The sequence below is a fragment of the Clostridium muellerianum genome, from assembly GCF_012926525.1.
Classification (GTDB): Bacteria; Bacillota; Clostridia; order Clostridiales; family Clostridiaceae; genus Clostridium_AM; species Clostridium_AM muellerianum.
Map to the genome: position 1 here is coordinate 1 of NZ_JABBNI010000065.1, position 17,132 is coordinate 17,132.

The following is a 17,132-nucleotide window of genomic DNA, read 5'->3' on the forward strand; positions in this document are numbered from 1 at the left end:
TGCCTTTCTTAATTTTTCTCTGCAAAGAAAATTATACTTCAAGGCTTGGTATTATCCATTATTTATTTTTTGGAAACTATAATATGGAAACTACTAAAGTTTCGTTTGTACGAAACTTAGGTAATTAATAAAGCATTATATGAAACTTTTAGATAATGTAAGATTAGTATATAATTTAATTACAAAGTTAAGGTAATATTGATATAATAGAATAGATAATTTACAATAAAATGGAAGAATGAAATCACTAGATTAAAATATAGATTTTTTATTTCAATATGAAGGATGGTGAGAGCGAAAATGACAGATATAGAATTATTGGATATATTGAAAATTGGTGAAACCGTTGATGTAGAATGTAAAGAGGGAGAAAATAAAGTTCCTAATTCTTTATGGGAAAGTTATTCTGCTATGGCAAATACGAATGGTGGAATAATAATTTTAGGAATAAAAGAAAATAAAATTAAAGGGACATTTGAAGTTCAGGGAGTAAAAAATATAGATAAAAGAATACAGGATTTTTGGAATACAATAAATGGAAACAAAGTTAATATAAATTTATTAAGAGATGAGGATGTAGAAAAATTAAGTATTGAAGGAATGGATGTTTTAATAATAAATGTTCCAAGAGCTAGTTATAAGGAACGTCCAATATACTTAAATGAAAATCCATATAAAGGAACATATAAACGTAATGCAGAAGGTGATTATAAATCTACAGCAGATGAAGTTAATGCCATGATAAGGGATGCATCAGAAGAAGGTAATGATGGTGTAATACTTGAAGATTATACAGTAAAGGATTTGGATGAAGAAGCAATAAAGAAATATAGAAATAGATTTAGTTCCAGACAACCAGATCATCCCTGGAATGCACTTGATAATGAAGAATTTATGGAAATGCTAGGTGGAATAAAGGAAGATAGAAGAAGGAAAATCAAAGGCGTAACAGGAGCTGGAATGCTTATGTTTGGAAAGGGCCTTTATATTAGAGATTTATTTGCAAATATAAATTTTGATTATAGAGAAGAAGTAGATGTAGATTCTAATCAAAGATGGTCTGATAGATTTACTATAGATGGAACATGGGAAAATAACCTTTATAATTTCTATTTTACAGTAATTAATAAATTAACAAGTAATGTAAAGATACCATTTAAATTGGAAAATTTAGAACGTAAAGATGATACTGCAATTCATCAAGCAATAAGAGAAGCATTTGTAAATCAAATAATACATGCAGATTTTAATATACAAGGAACATTAAAAATTGTAAAAACAAAAGATAGTTTGGAGTTTACTAATCCAGGAAGTCTGAAGATAGATTTAAAAAGCATATTTAAGGGTGGAAATTCTAAAAGTAGAAATCCTAGAATTCAAAAAATGTTTTCTTTAATAGGTTTAGGTGAAAGTGCAGGATCTGGATTTCCTAAAATTTTATCAGCATGGAATGAACAAAATTGGAGAATACCAGAATTAAAAGAAGAAACTAATTTAAACCAGGTTTCTTTGAAATTATGGATGATATCTATGTTACCAGAAGAATGCTTAGAATCATTAAAAAGTATATTTGGAAAAGATTTTAACTCATTTAATAAAGATGAAGTATTAATACTTGCCACAGCATATTTAGAAGGTAGTGTTAACAATGCACGTGTCCAATTAATGATGGATAAACATTCATATGACATAACTGGAATCTTGCATAACTTAGTGGAAAAGGAAACTTTAATAGTAGATGGTTATGGAAGAGGAAAAGTATATTATTTAAATCATGAATACAATTCAAATGCTGATTTTAATAAAATACTTATTAAAGATAAACCTCTAAATAATGATCAAATAAGTATTTTAGAATATATAAAGATAAATGGAAGTACTAGTAATAAAGAATGTAGAGAAGCATTAGGATTTGGGAGAACAAAAACAACAGGATTATTTAAACAATTAGAAGAGATGAGAAAAATAAAGAAAACAGGGAAAGGAGTAGCTACTAGATATGTGTTAATGGATCAAAAATAATCGACCGTTTAATTGACCGCTTAATCGACCGCTTAATCAATTGATTGAGCGGTCGATTGAGTGAGTAGTGAATGGAAAAGCAAGATAAAAAGCTATGCAATTACAATTATATAATCAATAAAACTATTAAAATATAAAATGGCGGAAAGAACGAAATTTTCCGCCATTCTTCCGCCAATGTAGAAATTATAATAAAATTTAATAAGATATGCAAAGTTATAATAAAATATTTACACTCTTTATATATCAATAGTTTTAGAGTACATAAAAATATATTTCAATACAAAAAAAATGTAAAAAAAGTAGCCTTATTAAACAAACTGCCCATGTGGAAACTGTAGTTAAGCTAATCAAGCAAAATCAATAGGGTTACGGTTTGATTTTGTGCTAAAAACACATATCTAATTTATCATTTAGAAAAAGAGTAAAGGAAATAAGTAAGGAGCTTCTTAAAAGACGAAAATTAATTATTTCAAAACTAAAGTACAATCAACAGTTAAGGGAGCAATATATAATTACTTGTATGATAATTTGCCAGAATTATATGATGAATATGAAATAGAGGATAAAAAGGAAGTCTTGTATGAACACTTCTTTTATAATTATAAGAATTTAAAATCTAATAGATATATTCAATATTAAGGTTAATGCATCTATATATAGCAGTTTTAATTTTGACTAACTGTTCATAAAAGTTACGAAGTTAGAAAAACTATCAAAATAAGAATTGATAAGTAAAAGATTCAGAGGAAAGAGTAAATTATATAGAAAGTATTTTTAATAAAAACGTATATGTTTATTAAGGTGCAGTTGTTGTTTTGATAAACTTTTTTGTTCCCATAGCTATAAATTTAGTTAAATTTATATCCATCAAAAGATTTCAAAAAATAAATCTTTAGAATTAATTGTATCACCGTAATTAGCCAAGTGGAATAATGATACTGAACAATGCAAAGATACATCATGCCAAGATTGTTGTATTGGGGTATTATCAAATTTTCTTATGATTTTATTTTTACGTATCAGATATAGTTATTTGATACAGATTTAACATTAAACTATAATTATAGATATCCAAATTGAAAATCTTAATTTTGTTATAAAATCAAAATTAAATTTTAGTATTCATCAAAGCAATGTAAGATCTAATTATGATGTTGTATATATATAACACTATGTAAATGATGCGAATTAATGTTTCGAAGGGGGTAAAGTAGTATTATGGCTCAAAAACTTGCATATGAAAAATCTAAGAAAATTAGAGAACAAAAAAACATAGGATTAGTTATCTTTTTTGCACTTGTAGTAATTATAGGATTATTTTATGTAAAATGGAGTCCTTATTATACAAAAGCGTTTTTAGCAGCATCGAAACATTCTATTGGAGCTTCGATAGTGTCAGGTAAAACTAATCTTGCCCCTGCTCCTTCATGGGCAGCTGCATTAGCATATATGATTTCATACTTTACAGCTGTATGGAAAGCAGTAGTACTTGGATTATTACTAGGTTCACTTGTACAAGTAGCTATTCCTAAAAACTGGATCAAAAAAGCAATGGGAGGCAAGAGTTTTGGAAGTACTGCAGTGGCTGGAGTAACATCTCTTCCAGGTATGATGTGTTCATGTTGTGCAGCACCTGTTACTGTTGGCCTGAAAAAATCTTCAGCATCAACTAATGCTGCATTAGCTTTCTTTTTAGGCAACCCAACTCTTAACCCAGCAACTATTATATTCATGGGTTTTGTTTTAGGATGGAATTTTGCAATATTTAGAATAATTATGGGATTAATTTTAGTATTTGGTATCTCAACATTTGCTGCCAGGTTTGCTAAAGATAGTGAAACTGATACTGAGTCAATGATATCTAAATCTGAGTCATCTGAGGACAATGAAAGTCTATTTATTCGTTGGGTAAAAGCTTTATTTCAATTAGTTATAGATACAATACCTGCATACCTAATTGTAGTTGCATTGCTAGGCGCTATAAGAGCATGGCTATTTCCAGCTATAAGCCCTGCTTGGGGACATAGTATAATAGCTATAATAGGATTGTCTGTTGCTGGTACATTATTTGTAATACCAACTGCAGCAGAAATTCCAATTATTCAAACTCTAATGATTTTTGGTTTAGGAGCAGGTCCAGCGGCGGCTTTACTTTTGACTCTGCCTGCCGTAAGTCTTACATCACTATTATTAGTAAGACGTGCTTTTCCAACTAGAGTACTTGTGTTTGTTGGTTCTGCTGTTGCAATAATTGGTATCCTCAGCGGTTTTATAGGCATGCTGGTATTATAAAAAGTAAGTAGAATTAAAAATATAGGTGGCTGTCTGATATGTAGTCTACACCAATTTGTGATGATTTTATTACAAATTGGTGTAATTTATATTTTGAGACACATATAGTTTTGGGCAGGCTTTATAAAATATTGCATTCACTTTCTTAAGATCTGCCAGTCTCTTTTTTATTTTTCTTAAAATTAATTTTTGAAAGAAGTAGTTATTTGTTTAATATATCTTAACATTGTTTCTGAGCAATCTTCAATATTAAAGGTTTCCTCGTTATTTAATATTTTAGTAATCATTCCTTGATATAAAAGTATGGTCATTTCATTAATATCATTTAGGCATCCTTCCTTTAAATATCCATCGGCTGCTAGTATTTTTAGAAGAGCTAGGTTTCTCTCATATAAATTGCTCTTTAAAAGCATTGGCATGAGTTCCTCTGGATGCTCACCCAATTCTTCAGGAAAAATGGAATAATACTCTTTAATTATTTGGAATATGGAATTACTGTGATTTCCAAAAAAAATATTGTTATATATTTTAGGGTTTGAAAAAGAGTATCTGCAAAAACATTCCCATATTTTATAATACCTTTCAAGGCTGTTCTTTGCTGATTTTATGTATTCTTTTAGGTTTAAAGTATATTCCTTAAGATACCTTATTGAGGCAAATAGTATAAGTTCATCCAGGCTTTCAAAATAGTTATAAAGGGTAGCACTATTATATCCTGCCAAATCTGAAACTTTTCTTATGGTAACAAATTCAATTCCTTCCTCATCCATGATATGGACAGCAGCCTCAATAAAATAACTCATATTTCTATATCGTTTTATTTCTTTTTTATCCATTTTGTCCTCCAGAAATGTTTAATTAATATAATTTACTTTAATTTATAATTCTACAAAAATTACTAAAACCATTTTTTTAACAGAACATTATATAACTCAACTTTATGTATTTTATTTTCATAATTTAGCTTATAGAGTGTCATCGGTAAATATGAAGGCTCAACTTAAAAAATATGGAGCAATATTTACAAAATAATTTCCAATTGTTAGTTTTTTACCAATACTGATTATAATTAAGAGGTATTTGGTACGTTGTATTTTTTTAGTAGGTTTAAATTAATTTTAAAGTGGTTATGTTACTTATTGGATAAAATTTATTATAGCATAGTTTAAGTGTATTACTTAATTTTATAATATGTATTTTAAATTTCTATAGCATGATAGCTTGAAATACAGAAAATGTAATCCTTTTCGACATTATTAAAATTTATAATAGAAGCAATTTGATATTTCTATAGGTTTCAATCGTGATTATTAAATAATCGTGATTGAAAAAACGAATATAGTGTGTTAATATTTGAACAAATAGTACTATTTGCTCAATTCCGACAATTAAAAAATAATTTTTATGGTAGAGGAGGTCCAATAATGAAACTTGAAATTGGAAACTTTCATGTTAAGGATATTGTTTTTGGCAGCTCAACAAGTTATAAAGAAGGCATTTTAACAATTAACAAAAAAGAAGCTTTAGATTATGTATTGGAAGATGAACATATTACCGAGGCAGATCTTTTAATTGTAAAGCCTGGAGACAAAGTTCGTCTTGTTCCTGTAAAGGAAGCCATTGAATGCAGAGTTAAGGTTGATGGTTCTACATTATTTCCAGGTGTAACTGGAGATGTAATTCCAGTTGGAGATGGCCGTACACATGCACTTAAAGATTGCAGCTTGCTTGTAGTTGGTAAGCATTGGGGTGGATTCCAGGATGGATTAATAGATATGAGTGGTGAAGGTGCAAAATACACATACTATTCACAACTAAAAAACATAGTGCTTGTAGGTGATACAGATGAGGAATTCGAAAAGCACGAACAGCAGAAGAAAAATAAAGCTTTAAGATGGGCAGGACATAAACTGGCCGAATATATAGGAAACTGTGTTAAGGATTTAGAGCCTGAAGATATTGAAACTTTTGAATTGGATGCCATTACAAAAAGACCTGAAGATGTTCAAAAGCTTCCAAGTGTTGTATTTGTTATGCAGCCTCAATCACAAATGGAAGAGATGGGATATAATGATCTAGTTTATGGATGGGATGCAAATCATATGGTTCCAACATTTATGCATCCAAATGAAGTATTGGATGGAGCTGTGATTTCAGGAAGCTTTATGCCATGTTCATCAAAGTGGTCAACTTATGATTTTCAGAATAATCCGACTATTAAAAGACTTTATGCAGAGCATGGTAAAACACTTAACTTCTTAGGAGTTATAATGTCAAACCTTAATGTAGCATTAGAGCAAAAGAAACGTTCGGCTTTATTTGTAGCTCAAATGGCTAAATCCTTAGGTGCAGATGGAGCTATCGTAGCTGAAGAAGGATATGGAAATCCAGATGCAGACTTCATAGCGTGTATAGTAGCTTTAGAAGATGCTGGAGTTAAAACTTGTGGTATTACTAATGAATGTACAGGAAGAGATGGTGAATCTCAACCTTTAGTTTCTTTAGATATAAAGGCAGATGCTATTGTATCCACTGGAAACGTTTCGGAGTTGATAGAACTACCTCCAATGGAAACTGTTATAGGCGAATTACAATCTTTAGCTAGAGATGGTTTGTCTGGAGGTTGGTCAAATGATGAAATATTAGGATCTTCAGTAAGAGAAGATGGTTCAATTATTATGGAAAACAATGCTATGTTCTGCGGAGATCAGGCTGTTGGTTGGTCACCAAAGACAATGAAAGATTTTTAAGGAGGTGTAGTTTAGATGAAGAAAGCAATTTTATATTTGAACCAATTCTTTGGTCAAATAGGTGGAGAGGATAAGGCAGATTTTCAACCAGAAATAAGAGAAGGGTTAGTTGGACCTGCTTTAGAATTAAATAAACAACTTAAAGATGCAGAAGTAACTCACACAATAATATGTGGAGATAACTTCATGGGTTCCAATGAAAAAGAAGCAGTAGAAAAGATACTAGGATTTTTAGAGGGAAAAGAATTTGATATATTCTTTGCAGGACCTGCATTTCAAGCTGGCAGATATGGAAATGCTTGCGGAGTTATATGTAAAGCTGTAAAAGAGAAATTTAATGTACCAGTAATATCATCTATGCACATTGAAAATCCTGGTGTTGAGATGTTCAAAAAAGATGTTTATATCTTTATAGGTGGAAATAATGCTGGAAGAATGAGAAAAGATGTAAAGGCAATGGCCGATTTTGGAAATAAATTACTTAGTGGCGGAAAACTGCTTTCTGCAGGAGAAGAAGGCTACTATGGAAGAGGCAAAAGACATCAAGTTTGGCTTGAATCAGGTAAACCAGCTGCTGATAGAGTAGTGGAAATGATGATAAAGAAATTAAATGGTGAAAAATTTGAAACAGAACTGCCTATTCCTAAAATGGATAGAGTTCCAATAGCACCACCTATTAAAGACTTAAGTAAAGCAACTATAGCTTGTGTAACAACTGGAGGTATAGTTCCTGTAGATAACCCTGATAGAATTCAATCTGCTTCAGCAACAAGATGGGGTAGATATGATATATCGAATTTAGACGATTTAGAAGGTGGAGTATTCAAGACAATCCATGCAGGATTTGACCCTGCAGCAGCAGATGCAGATCCAGATGTAATAGTTCCATTAGATGCTTTAAGAGCATACGAAAAGGAAGGAAAAATAGGTAAACTTCATGAGTATTTCTATTCTACAGTTGGAACTGGAACTACCCAAGGTGAAGCTGCTAGAATGGCAAAAGAAATTATTGTATATCTAAAGGAAGCCAATGTAAATGCAGTTGTACTAACTTCCACCTGAGGAACTTGTACACGTTGCGGTGCAACAATGGTAAAAGAAATTGAAAGAGCTGGATTCCCAGTTGTTCAAATGTGTAATTTGATTCCTGTAGCGACAACAGTAGGTTCAAATAGAATAGTACCAACTATTTCTATTCCATATCCACTTGGAAACCCTGCAGATTCTAAAGATCATCAGTGGAAATTAAGATATCACAGAGTAGGTGTAGCTTTAGATTCTCTTGCAACTGATATTGAAGAACAAACTGTTTTTAAAGTAAAGATCTAGATCAGTTAGGCAGAGTGCCAAAATCTGTGATTTTATGAGAATTATTTACTCAATTTAACAAAAGGAAAATGAATTTCATATAACTAAATAGGTCTTGTTAATATGAATGAGACCTATTTAGATTAGTTTTGTGAAGGAGGAAAATTAATTATGTCAAATGAACAAAAAGCAAAAGACCGCTCGGTTCTCTATGTTTCCGCAGGTATAGCTCTAATATTTGTAGCATTTAGTATAATCCTGCCTTCTCAAATGTCTAAAACATCCAATGGTGTGTTATCATTTTTAACTACTAATTTTGGTTGGTTATATCTTTTATCAGTATTTATATTTGTTATTGCTCTCAGCCGTTACGGTAAAATTAAGCTGGGGAAAGATGATGAAAAACCGGAATTTACAACTTTCCAGTGGTTTACTATGCTATTTGGAGGAGGAATGGGCATCGGAATGGTTTTTTGGTCCATTGCTGAACCGATGAGTCATTATATGGCACCGCCTGTTGCACAGCCAGGAACTCCACAAGCTATGCATGATGCTATGAGAATTGTGTTTAATGATTTCGGTATTCATGTTTGGATTATTTATGCGGTTTGCGGTTTAGCTTTGGGTTACTTCCAGTATCGAAAAGGACTTCCTTGCTTAATCAGCTCTGCTTTTTATCCAATCCTTGGTGATCGTATTCGAGGACCTATCGGTAAGACCATCGATATAATAGCAGTATTTGCGACAATGTTTGGCGTAGCGACGAGCTTGGGACTAGGAGCTGGCCAAATTGCTACAGGAATACAGTATATCTGGGGAATTAAAGCTACACCTGGTATGACTGCTGTTATTATTGCAATTATGACAGCGATATTTACGCTTGCTACTGTATCTGGACTACATAAGGCGATGCAGGCTGTTGCTGATGTGAAGGTATGGCTTTCAATTGGATTTATGGTATTTATTTTTCTGTTTGGTGGAATGGTATTTATATTAAATACTTTTACTCACACACTTGGTGATTATATTCAAAACTTTATAGGACAGAGTATGTGGATGGGCAATATTGAATGGACTAAAGCCTGGCCGATATTCTACAGAGCTTGGTATATTGCGTGGGCAGGATTTGTAGGCCAGTTTATAGCACGTGTTTCCAGAGGACGTACTATTCGTGAGTTCATACTTGCATCAGTGTTCTTGCCTTCTGGTTTCTGCTTCTTATGGCTTGCAATCTATGGTGGAGCTGCATTTAATTTAGATGCATTGTCAAATGGTGCCATTCAGGCAGCTGTTAAAGCTAATATTTCCACTGCTTTATTTGTAACATTACAGCAACTACCACTATATGTTATCACTGCACCATTAGCTCTTATACTGATCGTTACGTCTTTTGCAGGAGCTGCTACTTCAGCTACGTATGTATTAAGTATGCTGACATCTGGAGGAGATTTGAATCCAAGTAAAAAACTAAGTGGATTTTGGGGAATTGCTCAGGGAGCTGTTACTATAATGATTATTTTAGTAGGAGGTACTGCTGCAATAAAGACACTTCAAACGGCTTCTATTGCTGCTGCATTTCCATTCATGCTGATTATGCTTGTTATGTGCTATAGCATATTCAAAGCTCTTAAGGAAGAGAAAGTTTAAAGAAGCAATAGTAGTATCTAAACATGATGGACAAAATTAGATTTACCTAAGTAGTAAGTAAATATTATTGAAATATTAAGAAAGAAGGTGCAACATGAATAATATTTATGATGTTATTATAATAGGTTCTGGTCCTGCAGGACTTTCTGCAGCTATATATTCAGCAAGAGCTAGACTAAAAACTTTGATACTGGAGAGAGTTAAAGTAGGCGGACAGATTGTAATCACAGATGAAGTAGCTAATTATCCAGGATCAGTTGAGCATGCTACAGGACCAAGTTTAATCGCTCGAATGGAAGAGCAGGTTGAAAGTTTTGGTGCTGAAAGAAAAAAAGATAATATAAAAGAAGTTGATTTTAGTGGAAAAATAAAAAAGTTAAAAGGTGAAAAAGAAGAATACTATGCTAAATCTATAATTATTGCTACAGGAGCTAATCCTAGAAAAATTGGTTGTCCAGGAGAAAATGAATTGATAGGTAAAGGTGTATCTTACTGTGCAACTTGTGATGCTGAATTCTTTGAGGGCTTAGAGGTTTTTATAGTAGGTGGAGGAGACTCAGCTATTGAGGAAGCTATTTATTTAACAAAGTTTGCTAAAAAGGTTACTATAGTTCATAGAAGAGATGAATTGAGGGCTGCAAAATCAATACAAGAAAAGGCTTTTAAAAATCCTAAAATTGAAATAAAGTGGAACTCAGTAATCACTGAAATAAAAGGTGATGGAATAGTGGAGTCAGCAGTATTTAAGGATACTAAAACAGGCGAATTAAGCGAATATTTTGCAGATGAAGAAGATGGAACTTTTGGAATATTTGTATTCGTTGGTTATTTACCTACCAATCAATTAGTTAAAGAACTAGTTGATATTAGTGAAGCAGGATATATTATAACTAATGATAAGATGGAAACTAATATTGAAGGTGTATTTGCAGCAGGAGACATTAGAGAAAAACCATTGAGACAGGTAGTTACAGCTGCTGCTGATGGTGCCATAGCTGCTGTACAAGCAGAGAAATATATAGAAAATAATTTTGAAGAATAGAGGGTGAAGTTAATATGATAATTTTAGACAAAGAGACATTTAATGGTGAAGTTTTAGAATCTGAAGGTTATACACTTGTTGATTATTATGGAGACGGTTGTGTACCTTGTCAGGCTTTGTTGCCAGATATAGAGGAATTATCAGTTAAATTTGAAGATAAAGTTAAATTTTGCAAATTAAATACTACAAAAGCTAGAAGATTAGCTATTTCACAAAGAGTGCTTGGACTTCCTACAATTATACTTTATAAAGATGGAGAAAAAATTGAAGAAGTCATAAAGGATGATGCTACAAAAGAAAATATTGAAGCAATGATTATTAAACATATCAATGCTTAATTAAATTTAGGAGGTTAAAGTTATGAGTTTATTAGAAGGAAAGAAAATAATTGCAGTAGGTGACAGGGATGGAATCCCAGGTCCAGCTATCGAAGAATGTGTTAAAAGTGCCAAAGCAGAAGTTATATTCGCTTCCACAGAATGCTTTGTTTGAACAGCCGCAGGTGCTATGGATCTGGAGATCCAACAAAGAGTAATTGATTTAACTTCAAAATATGGCGCTGAAAATGTGATTGTAATAATAGGAGGAGCTGAGGCAGAGGCTTCAGGACTATCAGCAGAGACTGTAGCTGCTGGAGATCCAACTTTCGCAGGACCACTCGCAGGAATTGCATTAGGTCTTGGGGTATATCATGTAGTAGAACCAGAAGTTAAAGATGAATTTGATCCAGCTGTTTATGATGAACAATGTGGAATGATGGAAATGGTTCTTGATGTTGATGCAATTATTAGTGAAGTAAAGCCTATTAGAGATGAATATTCAAAGTACAATAAATAGTCATCAACAACTTTAACAGGCTAAAGATGGCATGCAGCGATGCATGCTGTTTTTGAATATATAATAACTGAACATAATGAATGGAGGTTTTAAAAATGAGTTTTCCAGTAATTAAAAATGCGGCTTATGTATTAGTAAATACACCAGATATGATATTGCACAATGGTACTACTCAAACACTAGAAAGAGAAACAAATCCAGAATCAGAATATTTAAAGGATATACCGAATCACTTAAGATCTTTTGAGGATGTTGTTAGTTATGCACCAAATCAAACTTATATTGGAAATATGACTCCAGAAGAATTAAGTGAAAGAAAGAGACCATGGTATGATGAAAAGGTTGAAGGCTTATCCAGATTTGGTAAGTTTGGTGAAATCATGCCTCAGGATGAGTTCTACGGTTTAATGAAGATAAGTGACGTATTTGATCTTGTTTTATTAGAAAAAGGTTTTACAGAAACTGTTAAAGAAAAGTTCAATTCTCATCCTGTTTTAAAGATTAAAGCTGACGAGTTAAAGGAAGGAATAGACTTGTCTGAAATAGAAAAGCTAGTAGAAAATCATATAGCTGAAGGATTGTATAGTAATGGTAAGCTTGTTGGTTGTGTAAAAAGAGCACACGAATTTGATAAAAATTTAACTTCACATATTATTGTTGAAAATTTAGCTGTTAAGGCTTCAGGAGTACTTGCATTAATGCATCTAGTAGAGAACTCAGGAGTAGATATTAATGAGGTGGAATACCTAATTGAATGTTCAGAAGAAGCTATAGGCGATATGAATCAAAGAGGTGGCGGAAACATAGCTAAAGCTTGTGGTGAAATTGCAGGAATAAAAGGTGCTACAGGTATAGATATGAGAGGCTTCTGTGCTGGTCCTTCACATTCAATAGTTGCAGCAGCAGCATTAGTTAAAGCAGGAATTTATAAGAATGTAATAGTATTTGCTGGTGGAGCAACTGCTAAGCTTGGAATGAATGGTAAAGATCACATTAAAAAGGGACTGCCTGTTTTAGAAGATTGTTTAGGTGGATTTGCAATACTAATATCTCAAAATGATGGTGTAAGCCCAATTTTAAGAACAGATGTAATAGGAAGACATAGTATTGGAAGTGGATCTGCGCCACAAGCGGTTTTAGAAGCATTAGTTTCAAATCCATTAACTAAAAACGGATTTAAAATTACTGATATTGATAAATTTGCTCCAGAAATGCAAACTCCAGATTTAACAGAACCAGCAGGAGCTGGAGATGTTCCAACTCAAAATTACAAGATGATAGGAGCACTTGCAGTAAAGAGCGGACAATTAGATAGAAAAGAATTACTAAATTTCGTATTAAAACATGGATACCCAGGATATGCACCAACACAAGGCCATATACCATCAGGAGTTCCTATAGTTGGTCATGGTATTGAGCATATAATGTCAGGAAAGTTAAATAACTTCATGATAATAGGAAAAGGAAGTCTATTCCTCGGAAGAATGACTAATCTGTTTGATGGAATTTCAATATTAGTTGAAAAGAATACTGGTGCAGTAGAAAGCACTGAGGCTTCAGTTTCAAAGGAAGAAATTAAGAACATGATAGCTGAAGAATTAAAAAAATTTGCATCTAAAATGATGGAAGAATAAACAATGGTTTATTAATAGATACTAATAAAAGGGAGGGAGCAATGTGGAGCAAACTAAAAAAGTAATTGCAGAAGTATTTGATGAAATAGCTGATGGAATTATAAGTGGAAGCTTTGGAAAAAGAGTTAAAATTGGATTAACCACTTTTGGTTCAGAACATGGTGTGGATGAGATGATTAAAGCTGCAGCACTTGCCAGGAACAAATATGGTGATTTTGATATAGTTTTAATAGGGCCTAAAGTTGAAGGAGACTTTCAAATAGTTGAAGTTAGTGATGCTGAAGAAGGTCATAAGAAAATGGTGGAATTGTTAGATAATAAAGCAATAGATGGATGTGTCACTCAGCATTTTGATTTTCCTATAGGGGTTTCAACAGTTGGAAAAGTTATTGCACCAGGTTTGGGAAAAGAAATGATAATTGCAACAACTACAGGAACAACAGCCACCCATAGAGTTGAAGGAATGATTAAAAACACTATAAATGGAATAGCTGTTGCAAAAGCCTGTGGTATTAAGGATCCTAAGGTTGGCATATTAAATGTAGATGGAGCTAGAGGAGTTGAGAGAGCACTTAAAGAATTGCAAAGTAGAGGATATAAGTTTACTTTTAGTGAATCCTTGAGAGCTGATGGGGGTTCAGTTATGAGAGGGAATGATCTGCTGGCAGGAACGCCTGATGTTATGGTTTGTGACTCTTTAACAGGTAATTTGCTTATAAAGATATTTGCATCATTTACAACAGGTGGAAACTATGAAACTACTGGATATGGATATGGTCCAGGAGTAGGAGAAGGCTATGATAAGATAATTAATATAGTATCAAGAGCATCTGGAGCTCCATTAATTTGTGAAGCATTAAAATATTGTGCACTTTCTGCAAAAAATAATTTAGTACAGCTTGCTGATATTGAGTATAAAAATGCTAACACAGCAGGTTTAAAAGAAATAATAGGAAAAATCCTTGAAAAGGATAAGCCTGCAGCTGCTGTAGAAGAAATTAAAATGCCACCTAAAAAGGTAGTAACCTACGGTATTCCAGGAATTGATATACTTGAGCTTGAAGAAGCCTGCAAAGCACTTTGGAAGGAAGGCATATATTCAGAGAGCGGTATGGGATGCACTGGTCCTATAATTTTGGTAAGTGAAGAAGAAAGTGAAAATGCTGCTAATATACTTGTAAAGAAGGGATTTAAGTAGTAATAGTTACCTAATATATATAAAGTATAAAGGTGATTTTATGGGAGAAAAAATAAAAATATGGACCAGACAAGATGTAAGCATTCTTGATGTTTTAGAAGATGAAGGAAGATATATTGCAAAAAGAGAATATATAGAGCGGAAACTAGAAGATTGTGCAAAACATTATTTTGAGGTGTATTCTTGGTACACTAGGAAAGCAAGTGAAATAGTTGATAAACCTCAGGATGTAAAATATCCTGTGTGGGTTTCAGTAACTCCTGACTTTATGCTTCAACAGACACCTGGTACGGTTACATTAGAACTTTTAGTGGATAAGAATTTGGTTATTGTAACGGATTCAGGAAAATGGGATAGGATAGTTAATTTATGGTATGTTCCGCTAAATAAGAAGGATGAAGATGCATATGATAAAAAACTTAAAGATTATGGAATATCAAATCACTCAAATGCATATATGAGCAGTTTTTATCCTCAACTTAAAAGTGAAATAATTAAAAGCTGGAACAGACTATTTGATAATTCTTATTCATTGTCAAATTTGAAGCAGGGTACAATTTGGGAGGTGAAAAAAGAATGGGTGCAAAGAGTGATAAGATAATATTGTATACTTCCCAAAGTCCAATAGTTATTAAAACTTTACTTAAACAGAAGGTATGCTATGTAAAAAGAGAGTATATTGTAAAAAAGTATCAAGAGGTTTCCAGTATATTTTTAGAGGCATATAATTGGTATATATATAAAGCACAAAATATTGTAAAAAAGCCTGAATATGCTGAGTATCCATTTTGGACATTTACAAAAGCAGATTATGCTGAATGGTATCCGGGTAACTATATGCTTACTTTAGAAGTGCCTATTGAAGAAGTTATTTTTTTCAAGGTTCAAGATTGGAATAAAATTTTAAATCTTAAATATTTGGCTGCTGGAGAAGAAGATGAGAAAAAGCATAAAGCTATGTTAGTAAAACAGAACATTTCCATTGAGTCAGATATATTTACAAAGCCTTTTTATCCAAATTTAAAATCAGAAATAAAAAAGAGCTGGGGTAATTTATTTAAATATGATAAGTTAATAAAATCAGGAGCTATACAGGAAAAAAACTTACAAGTAGGTTTATGGGAGCTTAGAAAAGAGTGGATTATTAGTATTAAAGAAAATACTTTTTAGATATAAAGGTTTAAATAATTTATTAATTGTTTATGATAAAATGACCACTAAGCAATTATTAAGTTAAGGAATAACAGTAAGATTTTTAGTTGAGAATTTACAGTGAGAAATGGCTTGGATTAAAAAAATCTTCAGCTCATTAATAGTGCATTGTTGGTTCTCAACTATTTATTGCATATTGTAAATTAAGTGAAAATTAGGGTTCGGCGAGGTTTTAAATAATAATTAAAGGATAGGAATGATTGTAACTTTGTAATTGATAATAAAAAGATTACAGTACCAGGAGGAGATTTTAATGGAGTTTAATCAAATAGAAGCATTTATTAATGTAGCAAAGTTTAAAAGCTTTTCTAAGGCTGCAGACTCAATTTTTTTATCACAACCTGCTATAAGTGCTCATATAGCTAGTTTGGAAAAAGAATTAAATGTGCAAGTATTTAACCGAACATCTAGAGAAGTATTTCTAACACCTGCTGGGGAATCATTTCTAAAATATGCTATAGATATTTTAAATATTCGTGATAAAGCTGTCTGCAATCTTGTAAACTTTAATGAAAAAGTTGGTGGAAAGCTTAGGCTATCAGCAAGTACTACTCCTTGTAATACTATATTGCCTTCTTTAATAAAAGATTTTTATCAGCAATACCCTGATGTTTCATTCGATGTTGTAGAAAAAAGCTCTGATAAAATAATTGAAGATGTTATAAAGTTTAATTGTGAAATAGGTCTTGTAGGTAAATTTGTTAATGATGAAAAGATTAAAACTTATAGTATTATGGAAGATGATCTAGTTATAATATCTTCATTAGATTTTAATTTTCCTGACATCATAGATATAGACTTTTTATTGAAATATAAATTTATATTAAGAGAACGAGGATCTGCAACTCGTAAAACATTTGAAGACATTCTAAAAAAACAAGGAATAGATTTTTCAAATATAGATATACATTTTCAAGTGAATAATCTAGACACTCTTTATCGGTTTGTAAAAAGTGGTCTTGGAATATCAATAGTTTCAAAAAATACATTTAAAGATTATGTATCTTTAGGATTTATAAAAGAAAGTTATATAAAGAATCTTTCTCTTAAAAGATATATTTATTTAGTTGTTAGCTCCAAGAGAACTCTTACGCCTGCCGCAAATGCTTTTTTTACTCTATGTAAGAGTCATTATAAATTCTAATAAATATTAGCATTATATTGTCTTTCATATGTAATAATTGTTC

14 protein-coding genes are annotated in these 17,132 nt (G+C 31.9%); 13 read left to right on the forward strand and 1 reads right to left on the reverse strand.

The window, feature by feature from the left end; translation table 11 throughout:
- Positions 1-300: 300 nt before the first annotated feature.
- Both HBE96_RS22215 and HBE96_RS22220 read left to right on the forward strand, forming a co-directional pair.
- Positions 301-2,022, forward strand: coding sequence for an ATP-binding protein (locus tag HBE96_RS22215; RefSeq protein WP_169299892.1), 1,722 nt, complete (start codon positions 301-303; stop codon positions 2,020-2,022).
- A gap of 1,221 nt (positions 2,023-3,243) precedes the next feature.
- A complete protein-coding gene (locus HBE96_RS22220) occupies positions 3,244-4,317 on the forward strand; it encodes a permease (protein ID WP_169299893.1) in 1,074 nt (357 codons plus the stop codon).
- A gap of 182 nt (positions 4,318-4,499) precedes the next feature.
- Here HBE96_RS22220 and HBE96_RS22225 read toward each other — a convergent pair whose 3' ends face one another.
- Positions 4,500-5,153, reverse strand: a complete 654-nt coding sequence (locus tag HBE96_RS22225) for a TetR/AcrR family transcriptional regulator (RefSeq protein ID WP_169299894.1) — start codon at positions 5,151-5,153, stop codon at positions 4,500-4,502.
- Positions 5,154-5,741: 588 nt separating this feature from the next.
- Between HBE96_RS22225 and HBE96_RS22230 the strand changes: the two genes are divergently transcribed.
- The 11 genes from HBE96_RS22230 (at position 5,742) to HBE96_RS22280 (ending at position 17,089) form a co-directional block, all read left to right on the forward strand.
- On the forward strand, positions 5,742-7,067 hold the full coding sequence (locus tag HBE96_RS22230) for a glycine/sarcosine/betaine reductase component B subunit (RefSeq protein ID WP_169299895.1): 1,326 nt from the start codon (positions 5,742-5,744) through the stop codon (positions 7,065-7,067).
- A 15-nt stretch (positions 7,068-7,082) separates the two neighbouring features.
- Positions 7,083-8,396, forward strand: a complete 1,314-nt coding sequence (gene grdH, locus HBE96_RS22235) for a betaine reductase selenoprotein B (protein ID WP_169299896.1) — start codon at positions 7,083-7,085, stop codon at positions 8,394-8,396.
- Positions 8,397-8,546: 150 nt separating this feature from the next.
- On the forward strand, positions 8,547-10,022 hold the full coding sequence (locus HBE96_RS22240) for a glycine betaine uptake BCCT transporter (RefSeq protein WP_169299897.1): 1,476 nt from the start codon (positions 8,547-8,549) through the stop codon (positions 10,020-10,022).
- A 94-nt stretch (positions 10,023-10,116) separates the two neighbouring features.
- Complete coding sequence (gene trxB / locus HBE96_RS22245; RefSeq protein ID WP_169299898.1) at positions 10,117-11,064, forward strand: thioredoxin-disulfide reductase; 948 nt, start codon at positions 10,117-10,119, stop codon at positions 11,062-11,064.
- A 14-nt stretch (positions 11,065-11,078) separates the two neighbouring features.
- Complete coding sequence (trxA, locus tag HBE96_RS22250) at positions 11,079-11,402, forward strand: thioredoxin TrxA (protein WP_169299899.1); 324 nt, start codon at positions 11,079-11,081, stop codon at positions 11,400-11,402.
- A 22-nt stretch (positions 11,403-11,424) separates the two neighbouring features.
- Positions 11,425-11,901 carry a glycine/sarcosine/betaine reductase complex selenoprotein A gene (grdA, locus tag HBE96_RS22255; protein ID WP_169299900.1) on the forward strand — a complete coding sequence of 159 codons (477 nt, stop codon included), beginning with the start codon at positions 11,425-11,427 and terminating at the stop codon, positions 11,899-11,901.
- A 95-nt stretch (positions 11,902-11,996) separates the two neighbouring features.
- Positions 11,997-13,535: a glycine/sarcosine/betaine reductase complex component C subunit beta gene (gene grdC, locus HBE96_RS22260; protein WP_169299901.1), complete on the forward strand. Its 1,539-nt coding sequence runs from the start codon at positions 11,997-11,999 to the stop codon at positions 13,533-13,535.
- 43 nt (positions 13,536-13,578) lie between these two features.
- Complete coding sequence (gene grdD / locus HBE96_RS22265) at positions 13,579-14,733, forward strand: glycine/sarcosine/betaine reductase complex component C subunit alpha (RefSeq protein WP_169299902.1); 1,155 nt, start codon at positions 13,579-13,581, stop codon at positions 14,731-14,733.
- A gap of 40 nt (positions 14,734-14,773) precedes the next feature.
- Entirely contained in the window at positions 14,774-15,334 is a 561-nt protein-coding gene (locus tag HBE96_RS22270) for a DUF3841 domain-containing protein (RefSeq protein ID WP_169299903.1), read from the forward strand.
- Entirely contained in the window at positions 15,310-15,903 is a 594-nt protein-coding gene (locus HBE96_RS22275) for a DUF3841 domain-containing protein (RefSeq protein WP_169299904.1), read from the forward strand. The genes HBE96_RS22270 and HBE96_RS22275 overlap by 25 nt, the downstream gene beginning before the upstream one ends.
- A gap of 295 nt (positions 15,904-16,198) precedes the next feature.
- Positions 16,199-17,089 carry a selenium metabolism-associated LysR family transcriptional regulator gene (locus HBE96_RS22280; RefSeq protein ID WP_169299905.1) on the forward strand — a complete coding sequence of 297 codons (891 nt, stop codon included), beginning with the start codon at positions 16,199-16,201 and terminating at the stop codon, positions 17,087-17,089.
- The last annotated feature ends 43 nt before the right edge of the window (positions 17,090-17,132 follow it).